This window comes from Microbacterium sp. SL75 (assembly GCF_026625865.1).
Classification (GTDB): Bacteria; Actinomycetota; Actinomycetes; order Actinomycetales; family Microbacteriaceae; genus Microbacterium.
Genome location: NZ_CP113067.1, coordinates 1,632,898 through 1,650,963, shown reverse-complemented (window position 1 = coordinate 1,650,963; position 18,066 = coordinate 1,632,898). Strand labels below are relative to the sequence as shown.

Sequence of the window (18,066 nt, the reverse complement as noted above, 5' to 3'; positions counted from 1 at the left end):
TGGCATCCGTGGGACGCGGTGTCATCCCGGACGGGACCGGCTCTCGGTCGCCGCTCAGGTGAAGACGAGCCCCACTCCCCCCGCGGCCCCCACGATCACGACCGCCCACGCCGGAACGCGGAACGCGGTGAGCAGGACGAATCCGACCGCGGCGAACAGGAACGACCCGGGCCCGGTGACGGCGGTCGTGAAGACCGGCGTATAGAGAGCAGCGCCCAGGATGCCGACGACCGCCGCACCCGTCCCGCGCATGGCGGCCCGCACGCGGGGCCTGTCGCGCATCGCGTCCCAGAACGGCAGCACGCCGACGAGCACGAGGAACCCGGGCAGGAAGATCGCGACGAGAGCGATCACCGCACCGGCGATGCCGCCAGGCCCGACGGACGATTCCGCGCCGAGGTAGGCGGAGAAGGCGAAGAGGGGTCCGGGCACCGCCTGTGCGGCGCCGTAGCCGGCGAGGAACGCCTGGGGCGAGACCCAGCCGGTCTCGACGACCCCGGCCTGCAGCAGGGGGAGCACGACGTGACCTCCCCCGAAGACGAGGGCGCCGGAGCGGAAGAAGGCATCGACGAGCGCAGCTGCATCCGACCCGGTCGTCGCCGCGAGGAGCGGGAGTCCCACCAGGCCGATCGCGAGGAGGACGAGGCACGTCACGGCGACGACGCGGGGAACGCCGAACGAGGGCAGAGACGGCGCGGGTGTCTCGGACGCGCCGCGCAGCAGGACGATCCCGCCCAGGAGGCCGACGGCGAGGGCACCGAGCTGCCCCGGCGCTCCGGGAACGAGCAGTGCGAGAGCCAGGCCCGCGACGGCGATGCTCGCACGCGGGGCATCGGGGGCAAGGGTGCGCGCCATGCCCCACACCGCCTGCGCGACGATCGCCACCGCCGTGATCTGCAGGCCCGAGATCACGCCCGCGGCGACCGGTCCGCCGAGCAGGGCCGCTCCCCCGGCGAACGCGACGAGGAGGATGGCGGAGGGCAGGGTGAAGGCGAGGAAGGCGGCGAGCGCCCCCAAGAAACCGGCGCGTTGCAGGCCCATCGCGAAACCCACCTGGCTCGACGCGGGGCCGGGGAGGAACTGGCAGAGCGCCACCAGGTCGGCGTAGGCGCGGTCGTCCATCCACTTCCGCCGCACGACCAGGTCGTCGCGGAAGTAGCCGAGATGCGCGATCGGCCCGCCGAACGAGGTGACACCGAGGCGCAGGAACGCGAGGAACACCTCGCTCACTCGACCGGGTCGCTCCACCCGCCCATCCTCACCCCGCGGGGGAAACGGCGGGTGAATCGTCACACCGACGCGGCACCCAGGATCTCGTCCACGAGACGCAGCGTGAGGCCGGTGAGACGCTGGTCGTCCGCGATGTCAGCACCGGCGACGGCGTCGCGGAAGCGCTCGACCTCTCCCACCATCGGGTTGGCCGAGGCCTCGACCTCGATCCGTTCGACCTCGCCCTCGCGCGGCGACAGCGTCAGGCGCCGGGGGGCGTCGATCGCGTCGATGGACAGCGACGCCTCCTCCCCTTGGATCTCACTCGGCAGGGCGGTGTCGGTGATCTTCGACCACGCGATGTCGGCGAGGAAGCCGTCGTAGGCGGCGAGTGCACTCCCGAGCCCGTCCGTTCCCGAGGCGATGCCCACGCGCAGGCCGGCGATCGAGCGCGGTGACCCGAAGAGCCGTACCAGGGCGTGCAGCGGGTACACCCCGAGGTCACGGAGGGCGCTTCCCCCGAGGGCGGGATCGAAGATGTTCGTCTGCTCCCCCGCCAGGACGTGGTCGTAACGCGCCGACCGCTTCTCGTAGCGGAAAGAGACCCGGCGGAGCGTCCCCAGCCGCGGCAGCAGCCCGCGGACCACCTCCAGGCCGGGGTCGTATCCCGAGCGCATCGCCTCGAGCACGACGACGCCGCGCTCGCGAGCGTGCGACACCGCGGCATCCCACTCCCGCGCCGACAGGACGGCAGGCTTCTCGACGAGCACCGGGATGCCGGCATCCACGGCTTCGCGCACCTGCTCCGCGTGCAGCGCGTTGGGGCTGGCGAGGTAGACGGCGTCGACGTCGGGGGCGGCGAGGAGCTCCGTGAGGCCGAGGGCGGTGTGCGGCGCCCCGATCCTGTCGGCGAAGGCTTTCGCGCGCGCGGCGTCGCGAGAGGCCACCCGCGCGATCTCGACGCCCTCGACGACGGCCACCGCCTCCGCGAAGCGCTCGGAGATGGAACTGGTCCCGACGATGCCGATGCGAGTCATGCCTTCATCATCGCGCGAGCGCCGCGCCGGGCGACGCCTCGTTCACGGAGCGGGCACGCCGCGTCGATAGGATCGCGCCGACTCACCCGTCCGACCCGAGGCACCATGAACACCACCCGAGCCGAGCACCGCCGCCGTGCCTCCCGCCGTCTTCGTCGCAAACGCACGATCAGCGCCGTCATCGCCGTCGCGCTGATCGGAGCCGGCGTCGCCGCCGTCGCCCTGACCCGCATCCCCGAGGCGCCCCCCGTCACCGAGGACACCTCGGCGAGCGCGACGCCCTCGGAAACGCCGACCCCGACGCCCACACCCCTCACTCCCGCCCAGGCTCTCTTGGCCACCTCGACCGATCCGCAGTCGTGTGCCGTGTCGTTCGCGGGCGACGGGATCGCGCTTGCTCCGCAGTTGCAGACGCAGGGCGTGCGCTACCAGAACCTTCCGATCCCCCGCGCCGACGGGCGCGTCTTCGCCGGGTGGTACGACGCGGCGACCGACGCCACCGCGATGACGCAGAGCGCGCGGCTGAACGGCGCCGACCTCGTCACATGCACCGACCGGCAGCGGACGCTCCACGCGGGGTGGACGACTCCCGAGGCGAACGCTGCGGAGGCCGCCGGCATCCCGATCCTGATGTATCACCAGTTCACGCGGAATCCGAAGGGCGAAGACAACTGGCTGCGGCTGAACTACGCCTACATCGGCGACTTCGACGCGCAGATGGCGCACATCCAGCAATCGGCGTTCTACCTGCCGACCTGGGATGAGCTGAGCGCCTTCATCGACGGGCAGCTGTACCTCCCGAAGCACTCGGTGATCATCACCGACGACGATGCCGACAGCACCTGGCTCGAGATGGCGGCCCCGATCGTCAACGACCGGAAACTGCTCACCACCTCGTTCGTGATCACCTCGGCGCGTACCGAGGGGACGCCCAATCCCTTCGTCCTCCAGCGCTCGCACACTCACGACATGCATCGCGCCGGCGCCAACGGCAAGGGGCGGATGGTCAACGAAGACGCCGACACGATCGCCGCGGACCTGAACCGGTCGGCTCAGATCCTGGGGGCGAAGGAAGTCGTGGCCTATCCCTTCGGTCACTACAACGACACGACGAAAGAGGGGGTGCGTCGTGCGGGCTTCGAACTCGGTCGCACCATCGAACACGGGTACGTGCGCATCGGGACCGATAAACTCGCACTGCCCGTCATCCGGATGAATTACGGAATGACGGTCGACGATCTGAGAAAAGAGATCGGCTGACCCACCGAATATCGGAGGGCACCGCAGAAAATCCCCGCGTCACGGGCCATTTGCTAGGGTCCACCGAGGCGGGCATCCGTGATCTCCCAGGTAAGTGCGCCAGACTTTCAGATCGGGCACGCGCCGGCCGGTCCGCGCTGTTCACTTCCGTCTCACCGAGAAAACGCGAGCATCTATGGACCTTTCCGTCATCGTTCCGACCTTCAACGAGGGTCCGAACGTCGCCGAGCTCGTCCGACGAACGACCCACGCGCTGCTCGGTCGCACCATCGAGATCATCTTCGTCGACGACTCGACCGACGACACCCCCGACATCATCCGGCAGGTCGCGGCTGCAGCCGACATCCCCGTCCGTCTGATCCACCGCGACGATCCGATGGGCGGCCTCGGTGGTGCGGTGGTCGAGGGAATCCGCGCGGCGGAGTCCGAGTTCTGCGTCGTCATGGACGGCGACCTCCAGCACCCGCCCGAGGTCATCGCCGACATGCTCGCGCGCGCCGAGGTCGGCGACGCCGACGTCGTCGTCGCCTCGCGCTACGTCGCCGGTGGCACCTCCGACGGACTCGCCAACGCCGTGCGCACCACGGTCTCGCGCGCATCCACGCTGCTGACCAAGGCGATGTTCCCGCGCAAGCTCAACAACTGCACCGATCCGATGACGGGCTTCTTCCTCGTCGACCGCCGCACGCTCGACATCGAGACGCTGCAGCCGCGCGGCTTCAAGATCCTGCTCGAGATCCTCGCCCGCAAGCAGATGCGCGTCGTCGAGGTCCCGTTCTCGTTCGCCCCCCGCTTCGCCGGCGAGTCGAAGGCATCGTTCAGCCAGGGCATGCGCTTCCTGGTGCAGCTGACCATGCTGCGCTTCGGGCGCATGTCGGCCTTCGCCGTGGTCGGCGGCCTCGGCGCCCTGGCCAACCTCGCGATCATGTGGGCGCTTCAAGCGTTCGGCGTGCAGTACCTGCTCGCCGCGGTGATCGCGAGCATCGTCACGATCGTCGCGAACTTCATCGCCCTCGAATACCTCGTCTTCGCCGATATGCGGGCTGAATCGGGGCTCATGCGGCACCGCTTCATTAAGTCGTTCACCTTCAACGGCGTCGAGGCGATCATCCGCATCCCCGTGATCTGGGTCCTGGTCAGCCAGGCGCACATGCCCAGCGTCATCGCGGCGGCCCTCACCCTCATCGCCGCCTTCTTCGTGCGCTTCGTCTTCCACGCCCTCGTGGTCTACGCACCCAAGAAGAGCCGTGTCGGCAAGGCCGTGCGTGCCATCGAGCCTCTCGAAGACGAAGTCACCGCCTGACTCGCGGCGCTGCTCGCCGCCCCGCGGCGTACGCTGGAAGCATGTCCTCCGACGCAACCATCCGTATGTTCGGCGCCGACTGGTGCCGTGACTGCATCCGCACGAAGAAGCAGCTCGACGAGCTCGGCATCGACTACGAGTACATCGATCTCGTGGCCGACCCCGCCGCCGCTGACGTCGCCAAAGAGATCTCCGGGCGCACCAGCATCCCCGTGGTCGTCTACCCCGACTCCAGCCACCACGTCGAGCCGTCGAACGCCGACGTCGAGACCAAGCTGCGCGAGCTGTCGCTGATCTGATCGCGCCGGCGTGACACTCTCCGCCGCGTGGCGCGTACGCCGCGCGCTCACCGCCGAGGCGGGAACCGCGTTGCCCGCGTTCGTCGATCACCACGTGCATCTGCACCTGATCGACTCCACCTCGCTGGCTCGGCGGGGGATCGCCGCCGTCGTCGACCTCGGCGGCGATCCCTTCGCACTCGCTCGACGGCCGCAAGGCCTTCCCCGCACCGCGTTCGCCGGGGCGTTCCTCACCGTTCCCGGTGGGTACCCCGACGGCCGGTCCTGGGCTCCCCGGTCGATCGTGAGATTCGTCACCGACGCCTCACGGCATCCGGGGATCGAGGGCAACGCGCGCACCGCGGTGGACGAGCAGGCGGATGCCGGGGCCTCGATCATCAAGGTCGCGCTCCATGCCGACGCCGGACCGGTGATCTCCGACGACGCCCTCGCCGCCGTGGTCGCCTCGGCCGCCGAACGGGGTCTACCCGTCGTCGCGCACGCCCAGGGACCCGGGCAGGTGGACCGCGCGATCGAGGCGGGCGTCTCCGTGCTCGCGCACACGCCCTTCGACGCTCCGGTCGCGCGGCGCACGCTGGCGCGAGCCGTCGCCGCGGGACAGGCCTGGATCTCGACGCTCGACATCCACCGCGGCGCCGACCGCGAGCGCGCGATCGCCAACCTGCGCGCCTTCGCGGCGCGGGGCGGACGCGTGCTCTACGGAACCGACCTGGGCAACGGCTCCCTCCCCGTGGGCGTGAACCGCCGCGAGCTGCTCGCGATGACCGAGGCGGGTGTGCGCGGGGACGCTCTCGTGGCCGCACTCACCGACCCCTGGCCCCGCACCACCCCCATCGACGCCGTGTCGAGCTTCGTCGCCGGCGACACCCCCACCGACGACGAGGTCGCGACGTGGCTGAGCCGCGCGAGCGTCGTGCCGACCGCGGAGCTGACCCGTGTCGACTGATCCCTCCCCCGACTTCGGCTCCGTGGACCCGCTCGAGCCTCCCCACCACAGCTTCCGGGCCGAGGCGCAGCGCCTCGACGCCGCCGACCCCCTGGCACCTCACCGCGACGCCTTCGTCGGCAGCGAGAGCCCGCTGGTCTACTTCGACGGCAACTCGCTGGGTCGCCCGCCCCGCGCCACCGCCGACCGGCTCGCGCGCTTCGTCACCGACGAGTGGGGCGGCCGCCTCATCCGAGGGTGGGATGAAGCGTGGATGGAGCTCCCCTTCGTCATCGGCGATCGGATCGGAGCACTGACGCTGGGCGCGGCATCCGGTCAGACCGTCATCGGCGACTCGACCACCGTGCTGCTGTACAAGATGCTGCGCGCGGCCCTCGACGCGCAGACGGCCCGCGACCCCGAGCGCGTCGAGATCGTCGTCGGGCGCGACGACTTCCCCACCGATCGTTACCTGGTCGAGGGCATCGCCGCCGAGCGGGGAGCGCGCGTGGTCTGGATCGACGTCGACACGACACGGGGAGTGGATGCCGACCTGCTCCGCGCCGCGGTCGGATCCCGTACGGCGGTGGTCCTGCTGAGCCACGTCTCGTACCGTTCGGGCTTCCTCGCCGACGGCGCCGAACTCACCGCGATCGCCCACCGCGCCGGTGCGCTCGTGCTGTGGGACCTCTGCCACTCGGCGGGTTCGGTCCCGGTCGAGCTCGACGCGTGGGGCGCCGATCTCGCGGTCGGCTGCACCTACAAGTACCTCAACGGCGGACCCGGGTCGCCCGCCTTCGCCTACGTCGCCGCGCGTCACCACGCCACGCTGGCCCAGCCCGTGCAGGGGTGGATGGGCGCCGCCGACGTCTTCTCGATGGGCCCGCGATACCTCCCCGCCGAGGGCATGCGCCGCTTCCTCTCCGGCACCCCTCCGGTGCTCGCCATGATCGCGACGCAGGACACCCTCGACCTCCTCGCCGGCGCCGGCATCGCGGCGGTACGCGCGAAGTCGGTTGCGCTCACGGAGTTCGCGGTGCGGGTGGCCGATGGCATCCTGAGTCCGCTCGGCGTGCGTCTCGCCTCGCCGCGCGACCCGGCAGAGCGCGGCGGACACGTGACGCTCTCGCACCCCGCGATGCGGGCCGTGACCGCACGCCTGTGGAAGGACGATGTCATCCCCGACTATCGCGACCCGCACGGGCTTCGGATCGGTCTCTCGCCGCTGTCCACGAGCTTCGCCGAGACCCTGGCGGGAATGCAGGCCGTGGCTGCGGCGGTGCGCGCCGAGAGCTGAGTCTCAGCCTGTTGCCATCTCATCGATCGGGGCCGCCACGCACGGACGGCTAGCCTCGGAGGATGATCGATCCCCTCCTCCTCGTCCTCGCCGGGGTGGTGGTCGTCGCTCTCGCCACGGTGATCGGGCCGCGTTTCAACGTCGCCGGGCCTCTCGTCCTGCTCGCCATCGGGGCGGGGGTGAGCCTGCTGCCGTTCGTCGCGCCCTTCTCGGTGAACCCCGAGGTCATCCTCGTCGGAGTGCTTCCGCCGCTGCTGTACTCCGCGGCGGTGCAGGTGCCCGCCATCGAATTCCGCCGCGACTTCGCGCCCATCGCCGGACTCTCGGTGCTCTTGGTCGTGTTCAGCTCGCTCGTTCTCGGCCTCTTCTTCTGGGCCGTCATCCCGGGGCTCGGTCTCGCCCTCGCCATCGCCCTGGGCGCGATCCTGAGTCCCACGGATGCCGTAGCCACCTCGATCGCCAAGCGCTTGGGCATCTCGCCTCGCGTGGTGACGATGCTCGAGGGCGAGAGCCTGCTCAATGACGCCACGGCGCTCGTCCTCCTGCGCACGGCCGTGGCCGCCGTGGCATCCGGTTTCGCGTTCGGCGACGCCCTCGCCGACTTCGCCTGGGCCGTCGTCATCGCGCTCGTGCTCGGCGCGGTGATCGGGTGGGTGAACCTGCGCGTGCGGGAACGCGTGTCGAACTCCGCGGCGAACACGGCGCTGAGCTTCACGATCCCGTTCCTCGCGTACCTGCCGACCGAGCACCTGGGTGGGTCGGGCCTGGTCGCCGCGGTGGTCGCGGGCATCGTCACGGGTCAGGGAGCCGCGCGGCGGTTCACGCCCGAGCAGCGCATCAGCGACCGCCTGAACTGGCGCACGGTCGAGCTCATCCTCGAGGGCGGCGTCTTCCTCGTCTTCGGTCTCGAGCTGAAGGACATCGTCATCGCCAATATCGGGGAGCACGAGGGCCTCTGGCACGGCACCTGGTTGGCGCTGTCGGCTCTCGGCATCGTGCTGCTCGTGCGCGCGCTCTACGTCGCGGGCCTGATCGGCCTCCAGGCCCGACGCAGCCGCCGCCACGCCCGCCACCAGGACCGGATCGAAGGCGCGCAGGACCGGCTCGATCGTTTCGAACAGGCCTACCGCGAAGCGCCCGAGCAGTTCGGCGAGCGCGGCGCCGACCCCGCCCGGACCGAGCGGCGCATCGGGTGGATGCGCTCGCGCATCTCGCGCACGATGGCCGATCTCGATTACTACCGCGACTCCCCGCTCACCGCGCGCCACGGCGCGGTGATCGTGTGGGCCGGCATGAGGGGCGTCGTGACGCTGGCGGCGGCTCAGACACTGCCGGAGGGCACGACGCAGCGTCCCCTGCTGATCTTCGTCGCGTTCCTCGTGGCGCTGTTCAGCCTGGTGCTGCAGGGGCTGACACTGTCGCCCGTCGTGCGGTCCGTCGGCCTCTCCGGCGACGGTGGCGAGGGTCCCTCGCACGACGAGCAGCGGGCCCTGACGTCGGAGCTCCGAGATGCCGCGAGTGCGGCCGTGCAATCGGGTTCGCTCTCCCGGCGCAACGGCGACCCCTTCCCCGCCGATCTGATCGAGCAGGCCGGCGCGCGTCTCGTACAGCCACCCGACGACGACGCGACCGTGCGTCGTCGCGACCTGCTCGAACTGCGGCTCGCCTCGATCGAGGCGATGCGCAAGCGGCTGCAAGACGTGAGCCGAGACGGGCGCTTCAGCACCGCGGCCCTGCGTCACGCGCTCGCCGAGCTCGATGCCGATCAGCTGAGCCTCGAGCTGCGCCTCGGCGACGACGACGGCGACTGAGGCGGAATACCGCGCGCCCGGGGATCGTTTTCATTCACGCGCATGCGGTCACCGCGAAAGCCGGGGCGACTCGACGGCGAGAGAGAAGCACCCATGAGCAGGTTCACTCGGAAAGTCGCCCTCGTCACCGGCGGAGGAAGCGGAATCGGAGCCGCGATCGCGCGGCAGCTCGGCCGGGAGGGCGCGTCGGTGGTCGTCACCGATATCGACCTGGATGCCGCGGAGCGCGTCGCCCAGGAGATCACCGTCGTCGGAGGTAGCGCCACCGCGTTCGCCCAGAACACCGCGAAGTGGCAGGACTCCGAGTCTGCCGTCGAGTTCGCGAAGAAGACCTACGGCGGTCTTCACCTCGCCGTGAACAACGCCGGCATCGGCGCCGCTCCCCAGAACATCGGCGACTACGACATCGAGGCGTGGGATCGCGTGCGCGCCGTCGACCTCGATGGCGTCTTCTACGGGCTCCGATTCCAGCTCCCCGCGATCGTGGCCTCCGGGGGCGGAGCGGTCGTGAACATGGCATCCGTGCTGGGTTCCGTGGGCCTCGCCCAGAACGCCGCATACGTCGCGAGCAAGCACGCCCTCGTGGGCCTGACGAAGGTCGCGGCCCTGGAGTACACCGCCCAGGGCGTCCGCACGAACGCCGTCGGCCCCGGCTTCATCGACACCCCTCTCGTGCGTTCGGGGCTCTCGCCCGAGGCGCTGACCCACCTCGAGGGCGAGCACGCGACGGGCCGGCTCGGCACCGACACCGAGGTCGCCGCGCTCACCCTGTTCCTCCTGAGCGACGAGGCCTCTTTCATTTCGGGCAGCTACCACCTCGTCGACGGCGGCTACTCCGCCCACTGAGCCGACCACGTGCGGGCCCGTCGCGCACGCGGCGGGCCCACCGTGCGTGTTCCGGAGTCCGTGTCCCACTTCGTGCCGCCGGCGGCGGCGGGGCCGCACCTCGTGGGACATGCCGGCGCCAGGAGGTGGATGCGCGTCGCAGGCAGTCGTCCAGGCGAGCCGTGCCCCTTTGCGCCGCCGGGAGGGTGGCAGGGCGCACCCTGCGCGACATGCCGGCGACGGGGAACGGGACATCGCGCCCCGGAGCAGCGGGCGGGACGTTTCGCAGGATCATGCGGCAGAATGAACGCGGAGGTTTCCATGAGCGATCCGATCCCGACGATGCCGTCATCTGCGGATGCCGCCGGGACCAGCCCCGTGCCGCTCGCGCACGCGGCGGCCGAGTGCCCGAAATGCTTCACCGAGCTGCAGAGCGACCGTGATTGGTGGCGTGCGCGGCCCGCGGGCTCACGCCTGGTCGGGCTGGTGGTCTCGCGCCCCGACATGGAGACCGTCAAGCAGCAGCGCGACGACCTCACACGTTTCGGCGTGCCGATCGAGGGCTTCCGTCACCCCGCGCCCGAGACGCTAGAGGGCTGGGCGAACCGGCTCGACCGCTTCTTCGGGACGCTGACCCGCGGCGATGTGCTCGTCGTCGCGAGCATCCACGCGCTCGGGCTGACGCGCGAAGACGAGACCCGCGCGGTCGCCGATCTCCGTCGACGCGGCGTCATCGTCAAGGTGCTCTCGCACGGCGACCGTCACCTGCACGACGCGACGCTTCCCCCGCGCGGCTGAGGGCCGGCGGGCCGTCGACTCCGGGCCGTCAGGCGGAGTCCGGGCCGAAACGCCGGGCCCGCGGCATCCTGAACCGGTGTGTCGGAACCACAGTCCGCAGGACGGCACGCGACCCGGCCCCGGTGGCCACGGCATCCTGAACCGGTGCGTCGGGACCGCACACGACGGCACGCGACCCGTCCCCGACGCCCGCGGCATCCTGAACCGGTGCGTCGGAACCCCACTTCGCACGACGGCACGCGACCCGGCCCCGGCGACCACGGCACACGACCGTCCGTAGACGCGACGGTGCCCCCGTGGACGAATCCACGGGGGCACCGAGAAGCAAGGATCAGCCCTGGGCGCGACGGTTGGTGCGGGGGCTGCGTGCTCCCACGACCATGCCCGTCGTCGGGCTGCCGGATGCCGAGCGGCCCGCGCCCTGTGAACGCGAAGCGCCCGCACCGGCACGCTGTCCCCCACCGGCACCCGCACCGCGGCCGGCGCCGGAACGCTGGCCCTGTCCACGGCCGCCCTGGGGCGCGTGACCGGCTGCGGCGGGAGCGTCGGTCGACTGGCCACCGGCACCACGGCCACGACGACGGCGTCCGCCACCGGCGGAGGCGGCATCCCCACCCTGCGCGCGCTCGGCGCGCTTGCGCTGAGCGTTGGCGCCCTGCGAGCGTCCCCCACCCTGCGGCTGAGCGACGACCGGCTCGGGCTTGACGTACGGGGCGACCTCGCCGACGAGGGCGACGACCTCGGGAGAGGTCGGGGTCACCGCGGTGGGCGTGGCCGAGATCTTGGCCTTGCGGAGGATGTCGAGGGTGTCACGACGCTGCTCGGGGAGCATGATCGTGACGACGTCGCCGGCGGTACCGGCGCGCGCCGTACGACCCGAGCGGTGCAGGTACGCCTTGTGCTCGACGGGCGGGTCGACGTGGACGACCAGCTCGACACCGTCGACGTGCACGCCGCGGGCGGCGACGTCGGTGGCGACGAGGACCTTGGCGCGGCCGTCGCCGAAGGCGGCCAGGTTGCGGTCGCGCTGCGGCTGCGAAAGGTTGCCGTGCAGGTCGACCGAGGGGATGCCGGCGGCGGTGAGCGCCTTGGCGAGCTTCTTGGCCTGGTGCTTGGTGCGCATGAAGAGGATGCGACGGGCGGTGCCCGAGGCGAGCGTCTGCACGAGGTCCTTCTTCGCGTCGGCGTCGGCGGGGGCGAAGACGTGGTGGGTCATGGCCGCGACGTGCGAGTGCGCCTCGTCGACCGAGTGCAGGACCTCGTTGCGCAAGAAGCGCTTCACCAGCTTGTCGACGCCGTTGTCGAGCGTCGCCGAGAACAGCAGACGCTGTCCGCCGGCGGGCGTGCGCGACAGCAGGCGCGTGACGCCCGGCAGGAAGCCGAGGTCGGCCATGTGGTCGGCCTCGTCGAGCACGGTGATCTCGACGTCGTCGAGGCTCGCGTGGCCCTGGCCGATGAGGTCTTCGAGGCGACCGGGGCACGCGACGAGGATGTCGACACCGCCGTTGAACGCGTCGACCTGACGCTTCTGGTTGACGCCGCCGTAGACGGTGGTGGTGACCAGGCCATAGGCCGCGGCGAGGGGCTTGATGACCTCGTCGATCTGGTTCGCGAGCTCACGGGTGGGGGCGAGCACGAGCGCGCGGGGCTTGCGGCCACGGCGACGGTCGTTCTTGCCGGCGAGACGCGCGACGAGGGGCAGGGAGAAGGCGAGGGTCTTTCCCGAGCCGGTCTTGCCGCGACCGAGCACATCGCGCCCGGCGAGCGTGTCGGGCAGGGTGTCGGCCTGGATGGGGAACGCGTCGTTCTTGCCCTGCGAGGCGAGAACGTCGACGAGGGGGGCGGGCACGCCGAGGTCAGCGAAAGTCTGGGACGTCATGAATACTCCAGCCGCGGCGCACGCGCGCACGGCGATTCGGGATGCCGCGATGCTGCGGCTGCATGGGCGAAGGCGCCGGGTGGCGCATCCGTTCGCCGTGAAGGTCAAAGGCCCGAGAAGAAGGGGCCGGTGCGTTCGACGACGCTGGGAGCGAAAGCTCCACGTTGCAGTCTACCCGTGCGAGGCGGCCCGGAGCACATCGACCCCGTCGAACCGGTCAGGAGGCGGCGGCGCGCCAGCACCCGGCGACGTGGTCGTCGACCATGCCCGAGGACTGCATGAGCGCGTACATGGTGGTGGGACCGACGAACCGGAAGCCACGACGACGCAGTTCTTTGCTCATCGCGGTCGACTCCGGTGTCACCGCGGGAACCTCGGCGAAGGTCGCCGGCGGCGTGTGCTCCGCGGGTGCGAAGGACCACAGCAGGGCATCGAGCTCGCCCTCCCCCATCCGGGTGACCAGGGCGGCGTTGCCGATCACGGCCTCGATCTTCGCGCGGTTGCGGACGATGCCGGCATCCTGCATCAGACGCTCTATGTCATCGGACCCGAAAGCCGCGACCGCCGCGGGGTCGAAGTCGAGGAAGACCTCGCGGAAGCGCGGGCGTTTGCGAAGGATCGTGATCCAGGCGAGACCCGCCTGAAAGCCCTCGAGGCTCATCTTCTCGAACAGCCTGCGGTCACCGCGCAGGGCAGTGCCCCACTCTTCGTCGTGGTACCGCTGGTACTCGGCATCGGCACCTGCCCACGCGCAGCGAGCGGTGCCGTCGACGCCTATCAGAAGGTCGCTCATCCCCCCAGGCTAGAGCGGAACTCCGACATCGCTCTGCGCGAGTCGGAGCGCGAAGCGGACGGCGGTGCCCCCCTCTGACCACCGCCCGCCTCGCGCGTCACTTGGCGGGCTTCTTCTCCGGGATCGGAGCGGTGCCCGCGGCCTTCTGCGCGGCGTAGTACGCCGCGGCTTCGTTCTGACGGTCGTTCTCGACACCCGATGCGATGGAGGCGCGGATGTGCTCGGGACCGTAGCCGAAGGCGTCGACGAGGTCCTGCGCATGCGGGCGGAGACGAGCGCAGAGCCGGTCGATGTAGCTCGACACGGCCGCACCCCGCTGTGCCGAGAGGCGCCCGTTGATGAGGTACCAGGCGAGGTGCTTCTCGACGAGCTGGAGGCCGAAGAGATCGCGCAACCAGGTCAGCACCGTGAGGGTGTCACGGTCGGTGATGCGGTTGATGGCGTCGGTGAACGCCTCCCATTGCAGCAACTCACCGTGGGCACGCGCGGCCTCGATCAGCTGCGCCTGGTTCTCGTTGAACAGCGCGGCAGCGTCTTCACGGGAGAGCTTGGATGCCGGGCGCAGACGCCCCGCGATGTCGGCGATCATCTGCTGCACGCGACCGGCGAGCAACTCGTGCTGCTGTTCGGCACGCAGGCCCTTCTCGACGGAGCGGGCGGTCGAACCGAAGTCGCTGACGGCCTGACCGAGCTGGCGCATTCCGGCACCGTGGAAGAGCTTGCCGGCGGTCTGACCGACCGCGAAGGCGGCGAGCTGCTTGGCATCCTTGCCCTTGAACTGCTTCGCGTAATCGGCGAGCAGTCGCTTGCCGACGAGCTGCAGCAGGATGTTGTTGTCGCCCTCGAAAGTGACGTAGATGTCGAGGTCGGCGCGCAGGCCCACGAGACGGTTCTCGAAGAGGAACCCCTGGCCGCCGCACGCTTCGCGAGACTCCTGCAGGGTGTCGAGGGCGTGCCAGGTCGACAACGGCTTGAGAGCGGCGGCGAGCGTCTCGAGGTCTTCGCGATCGGCGTCCGTGTCGAGGCGCCCGCTGAAGACGCCGTCGAACTTCTGCAGGAACTCGTCGTGCGCGAAGATCTCGGCGTAGGTCGTCGCCAGACGCGGCAGGAGCCGACGCTGATGCTTGCCGTAGTCGAGCAGGGTGACCTCGGGGGTGCCGTTGCCCGAGTCGAACTGGCGCCGCTGGTTGCCGTAGGTGACGGCGATGATGAGGCCGATGGCCGAGGCCCACGCGGCGGCCCCGTCGAGCGAGACGCGGCCCTGGACGAGCGTGCCGAGCATGGTGAAGAAGCGACGGCCGGGGCTGGCGATGTCGCTCGAGTACGTTCCGTCGGCGGCGACGTCGCCGTAGCGGTTGAGCAGGTTCGTGCGGGGGACGCGCACCTGGTCGAAGTGCAGGCGCCCGTTGTCGATGCCGTTCAGCCCGCCCTTGAGACCGTCGTCCTCGCCGCCGATACCGGGGAGGAAGTCGCCTTGTTCGTTGCGCAGGGGCACGTAGAAGCAGTGCACGCCGTGGTTGACGCCCTGGGTAATGAGCTGTGCGAACACGGTGGCCGCCTTGCCGTGGAGGGCGGCGTTGCCGAGATAGTCCTTCCACGCCCCGCGGAACGGCGTGTGGATGACGAACTCCTCGGTCTCGGGGTCGTATGTCGCGGTGGTGCCGATCGCCGAGACATCGGATCCGTGACCGGTCTCGGTCATCGCGAAGGCGCCCGGGATCTCGAGGCTCATGATGCCCGGAAGCCACTTGTCGTGGTGCTCGCGGGTACCGAGCTGGAGAACGGCCGAACCGAAGAGACCCCACTGCACGCCGGATTTGATCTGCAGGCTGGGGTCGGCGGCGACGAGCTCCTCGAAGCCCGCGATGTTGGCACCGTTGTTCTCCTCGCCCCCCAGGCGCTTGGGGAACGCACGGTGCACGGCCTTGTTCTGAACGAGCAGGTGCAGCTGGCTGAGCGTGCGCTCGCGGTGCGCGTCCATTCCCAAGCTGTCGTCGCGCCACAGCGCGGGGTCCTTGATCATCTCGCGCGCCTGGCGGCGTGTGTCACCCCAGGTACCGAGCAGGAGGTCGGTGACACGCTCGGTGTCGATGCGGCCTTCGGCCGCTTCGGCGGCGGTGTGCGGCGCGGTGGGCGCGCCTCCGACGGGAGTACGCGTGCTCGTGGCGGGCGTGGTGGGACGGACGGCGGCGTCGGTCATCTTCGGCACCTTTCGACGTTGCAAAGGACGCTTCATACGGTAGGTCTTCCACAACGTGCACCCAAACGACCTGTGAGATGTGCACAACGCCCCCGCCTCCCGTTTCGACGAGTCGTTGTGGGTGGTCAACATTCCCGTGAGCGCGCTGAGCGCGGCGGATGCCGTGGGGCCGGTGCGTACCGCTCGCCCGGGTCGCGCGGTCGAGCCCCCGAGACGGCATCTCGCTGACGAGTCGCTAGCGAGGTGTCGCCGGTTTGTCAGCGAGATGCCGTTTCGCAGTAGCTCGCGGCGGGAGCAGGGTCCGAGCGAAGGCGCGCGACCGCGGCGGGATCCGGGCCGCCGGGTACGGGGCGTCCAGACCACCCGGGCGCGGCGCCGTCAGTTCGCGGCGACCACCGTCAGGATGCCGTCGCCATACGCCTCGCGCTTCTTGGCGCCGATGCCGGTGATCCCGTCGAGGTCGCCCACGGAGCTCGGGCGTGCGGCGGCGATCGCCCGCAGGGTGGCGTCGCCGAACACGATGTACGCGGGGACGCCCTGCTCGCGCGCTCTCTCGGCACGCCACGCGCGCAGCGCCTCGAACAGGTCGCGGTCACCGGCGGCCACGTCGTCGGCGCTGCTTTTGCGTGCGCGACTCGAGCCACCGCCGCCGCCCGTGCGACCGAGGGCATCGCGACGAAGCGGAACCGCGGTCTCACCGCGCAGGACACCGGCGGACGCCTCGCTGAGGGCGAGGGTGCCGTAATCTCCCTGGGCAGCGATGATCCCTCGAGCCAGGAGCTGACGGATGACGCTGCGCCAGTCCTGGTCCGACAGGTCGGCCCCGAGCCCGTAGGTGCTGAGCCGATCGTGTCCCTGCTGGGCGATGCGCTCGGTCTTCGCACCGCGGAGGATGTCGATCAGATGGCCCGCGCCGAAGGCCTGACCACGCTCGCGCTGGAGGCGCACGATCGTCGACAGCAGCTTCTGCGCCGCGACGAGGCCGTCCCACGTGTCGGGCGGGGTGAGACAGGTGTCGCAGTTGCCGCAGGGCTCGGATCGCTGCCCGAAGTAGTCGAGGAGGTTCTGCCGTCGGCATCCGACCGTCTCGCACAGGGCCAGCATCGCGTCGAGGTGCTGCCCGAGCCTCATCTTGTACGAACGGTCGCCGGGCGACTGATCGATCATGCGGCGCTGCTGCACGACGTCGCCGAGCCCGTAGGCCATCCACACGGTCGACGGGTCGCCGTCGCGGCCGGCGCGACCGGTCTCTTGGTAGTAGCCCTCGACGGACTTGGGCAGATCGATGTGAGCGACGAAGCGCACGTCGGGCTTGTCGATGCCCATGCCGAAGGCGATCGTGGCGACCATGATGACGCCGTCGTCGCGGAGGAACCGTGACTGGTTCGCTGCGCGCACCGAGGCGTCGAGACCCGCGTGATACGGCAGGGCGTCGAGACCTTGCGAGCTGAGGTAGGCCGCCGTCTGCTCGACGCTCTTACGGCTCAGGGCGTAGACGATGCCCGCAGAGCCCTCGGGCTGCGACCGGATGAACTGGACGAGCTGGCGACGCGGATCGACCTTGGCGTCGATGCGGTACTGGATGTTGGGTCGGTCGAAGCTGGCGACGAACCCGCGGGCGTCGCGCAGGCGCAGACGCTCGACGATCTCTTGGGCGGTGGCCGGGGTGGCCGTCGCCGTGAGCGCCATACGCGGGACGTCGGGGAAGCGGTCGGCGAGGTCGCCGAGGGCGAGATAGTCGGGCCGGAAGTCGTGGCCCCACTGCGACACGCAGTGCGCTTCGTCGATGGCGATGACGCTGAGGCGACCGCGAGCGAGAAACGCGAGGGTCTGCGCGCCGTTCAGCCGCTCGGGGGCGACGTAGAGCAGGTCGAGTTCTCCGGCGAGGTAGGCCTGCTCGACGGCCTGCCGCTCGGTGGGCGCCTGTGTCGAGTTGAGGTAGCCCGCGCGAACGCCGTTGGCGATCAGGGCCTCTACCTGGTCGTGCATGAGCGCGATCAGCGGGCTGACCACGAGGCCGGTGCCCGGCCGCACGAGCGCGGGCACCTGGTACGTGACGCTCTTGCCGCCGCCGGTCGGCATGAGCACGACGGCGTCTCCGCCGCCGACCACGTGCTGCACGATCTCGGCCTGGTCGCCGCGGAAGGCGTCGTACCCGTAGACCTCATGCAGGACCTCGCGCGGGTCGCGACCCGTGAAGTCGCGGACGGCGGGGAGCTCTCGTGCGGTGCCGGTGACCGCGGCGGCACGAGCGAATGACGACGACGGGTCGACGGGCGGCGGCGGCGCGTCGAAGTCCTCGGGAGGTGCGAACTGGTCGGGGTCCCAATCGGCCCCGGCATAGGGATCTTCGGGGAGGTCGTACGGCTCGGGCGGCGCGTCGGCGTACGACTCGGATGCGGCGCCGGGATAACTCACCCCCCAACGGTA

The 18,066-nt window shown here is 70.5% G+C and carries 14 protein-coding genes; 8 read left to right on the top strand and 6 right to left on the bottom strand.

Going from position 1 to position 18,066, the window contains the following annotated elements:
- Positions 1 to 54: 54 nt before the first annotated feature.
- Both chrA and OVA17_RS07640 read right to left on the bottom strand, forming a co-directional pair.
- A complete protein-coding gene (chrA, locus tag OVA17_RS07645) occupies positions 55 to 1,248 on the bottom strand; it encodes a chromate efflux transporter (protein ID WP_267789280.1) in 1,194 nt (397 codons plus the stop codon).
- A 41-nt stretch (positions 1,249 to 1,289) separates the two neighbouring features.
- Positions 1,290 to 2,246, bottom strand: coding sequence for a Gfo/Idh/MocA family protein (locus OVA17_RS07640; RefSeq protein WP_267789279.1), 957 nt, complete (start codon positions 2,244 to 2,246; stop codon positions 1,290 to 1,292).
- A gap of 105 nt (positions 2,247 to 2,351) precedes the next feature.
- Here OVA17_RS07640 and OVA17_RS07635 point away from each other — a divergent pair, with 105 nt between their 5' ends.
- The 8 genes from OVA17_RS07635 (at position 2,352) to OVA17_RS07600 (ending at position 10,764) form a co-directional block, all read left to right on the top strand.
- On the top strand, positions 2,352 to 3,506 hold the full coding sequence (locus tag OVA17_RS07635; protein WP_267789278.1) for a polysaccharide deacetylase family protein: 1,155 nt from the start codon (positions 2,352 to 2,354) through the stop codon (positions 3,504 to 3,506).
- Between the two features lie 175 nt (positions 3,507 to 3,681).
- Positions 3,682 to 4,809 (top strand): glycosyltransferase, encoded by a 1,128-nt coding sequence (locus OVA17_RS07630; protein ID WP_210072445.1) that lies wholly within the window; start codon positions 3,682 to 3,684, stop codon positions 4,807 to 4,809.
- Between the two features lie 41 nt (positions 4,810 to 4,850).
- Entirely contained in the window at positions 4,851 to 5,108 is a 258-nt protein-coding gene (locus tag OVA17_RS07625) for a glutaredoxin family protein (protein ID WP_144783037.1), read from the top strand.
- Positions 5,109 to 5,118: 10 nt separating this feature from the next.
- The gene (locus OVA17_RS07620) at positions 5,119 to 6,054 is read left to right on the top strand and encodes a hypothetical protein (RefSeq protein ID WP_267789277.1); all 936 of its coding nucleotides are present in this window, start codon (positions 5,119 to 5,121) and stop codon (positions 6,052 to 6,054) included.
- 22 nt (positions 6,055 to 6,076) lie between these two features.
- Positions 6,077 to 7,330, top strand: a complete 1,254-nt coding sequence (locus OVA17_RS07615) for a kynureninase (protein WP_267789367.1) — start codon at positions 6,077 to 6,079, stop codon at positions 7,328 to 7,330.
- Between the two features lie 62 nt (positions 7,331 to 7,392).
- Complete coding sequence (locus OVA17_RS07610) at positions 7,393 to 9,141, top strand: cation:proton antiporter (protein ID WP_267789276.1); 1,749 nt, start codon at positions 7,393 to 7,395, stop codon at positions 9,139 to 9,141.
- Between the two features lie 93 nt (positions 9,142 to 9,234).
- On the top strand, positions 9,235 to 9,987 hold the full coding sequence (locus OVA17_RS07605; RefSeq protein WP_267789275.1) for an SDR family NAD(P)-dependent oxidoreductase: 753 nt from the start codon (positions 9,235 to 9,237) through the stop codon (positions 9,985 to 9,987).
- 300 nt (positions 9,988 to 10,287) lie between these two features.
- Entirely contained in the window at positions 10,288 to 10,764 is a 477-nt protein-coding gene (locus tag OVA17_RS07600; protein ID WP_210072449.1) for a dehydrogenase, read from the top strand.
- Positions 10,765 to 11,095: 331 nt separating this feature from the next.
- Here the strand turns inward: OVA17_RS07600 and OVA17_RS07595 are convergent, their stop codons facing one another.
- From OVA17_RS07595 to recQ, 4 genes are all read right to left on the bottom strand, one after another.
- Positions 11,096 to 12,643, bottom strand: a complete 1,548-nt coding sequence (locus OVA17_RS07595; protein ID WP_210072450.1) for a DEAD/DEAH box helicase — start codon at positions 12,641 to 12,643, stop codon at positions 11,096 to 11,098.
- A 217-nt stretch (positions 12,644 to 12,860) separates the two neighbouring features.
- Complete coding sequence (locus tag OVA17_RS07590) at positions 12,861 to 13,436, bottom strand: DNA-3-methyladenine glycosylase I (RefSeq protein WP_267789274.1); 576 nt, start codon at positions 13,434 to 13,436, stop codon at positions 12,861 to 12,863.
- A 97-nt stretch (positions 13,437 to 13,533) separates the two neighbouring features.
- Positions 13,534 to 15,636 carry an acyl-CoA dehydrogenase gene (locus OVA17_RS07585; RefSeq protein WP_267789273.1) on the bottom strand — a complete coding sequence of 701 codons (2,103 nt, stop codon included), beginning with the start codon at positions 15,634 to 15,636 and terminating at the stop codon, positions 13,534 to 13,536.
- Positions 15,637 to 16,014: 378 nt separating this feature from the next.
- Positions 16,015 to 18,054, bottom strand: coding sequence for a DNA helicase RecQ (gene recQ, locus OVA17_RS07580; RefSeq protein WP_267789272.1), 2,040 nt, complete (start codon positions 18,052 to 18,054; stop codon positions 16,015 to 16,017).
- Positions 18,055 to 18,066 lie beyond the last annotated feature (12 nt).

Coding starts and splice junctions, on each gene's coding strand:
- OVA17_RS07635 (WP_267789278.1), top strand. CDS start 2,352: ATGAACACCACCCGAGCCGAGCACCGCCGCCGTGCCTCCCGCCGTCTT.
- OVA17_RS07610 (WP_267789276.1), top strand. CDS start 7,393: ATGATCGATCCCCTCCTCCTCGTCCTCGCCGGGGTGGTGGTCGTCGCT.
- OVA17_RS07595 (WP_210072450.1), bottom strand. CDS start 12,643: ATGACGTCCCAGACTTTCGCTGACCTCGGCGTGCCCGCCCCCCTCGTC.
- OVA17_RS07605 (WP_267789275.1), top strand. CDS start 9,235: ATGAGCAGGTTCACTCGGAAAGTCGCCCTCGTCACCGGCGGAGGAAGC.
- OVA17_RS07640 (WP_267789279.1), bottom strand. CDS start 2,246: ATGACTCGCATCGGCATCGTCGGGACCAGTTCCATCTCCGAGCGCTTC.
- OVA17_RS07630 (WP_210072445.1), top strand. CDS start 3,682: ATGGACCTTTCCGTCATCGTTCCGACCTTCAACGAGGGTCCGAACGTC.
- OVA17_RS07590 (WP_267789274.1), bottom strand. CDS start 13,436: ATGAGCGACCTTCTGATAGGCGTCGACGGCACCGCTCGCTGCGCGTGG.
- OVA17_RS07585 (WP_267789273.1), bottom strand. CDS start 15,636: ATGACCGACGCCGCCGTCCGTCCCACCACGCCCGCCACGAGCACGCGT.
- OVA17_RS07625 (WP_144783037.1), top strand. CDS start 4,851: ATGTCCTCCGACGCAACCATCCGTATGTTCGGCGCCGACTGGTGCCGT.
- OVA17_RS07600 (WP_210072449.1), top strand. CDS start 10,288: ATGAGCGATCCGATCCCGACGATGCCGTCATCTGCGGATGCCGCCGGG.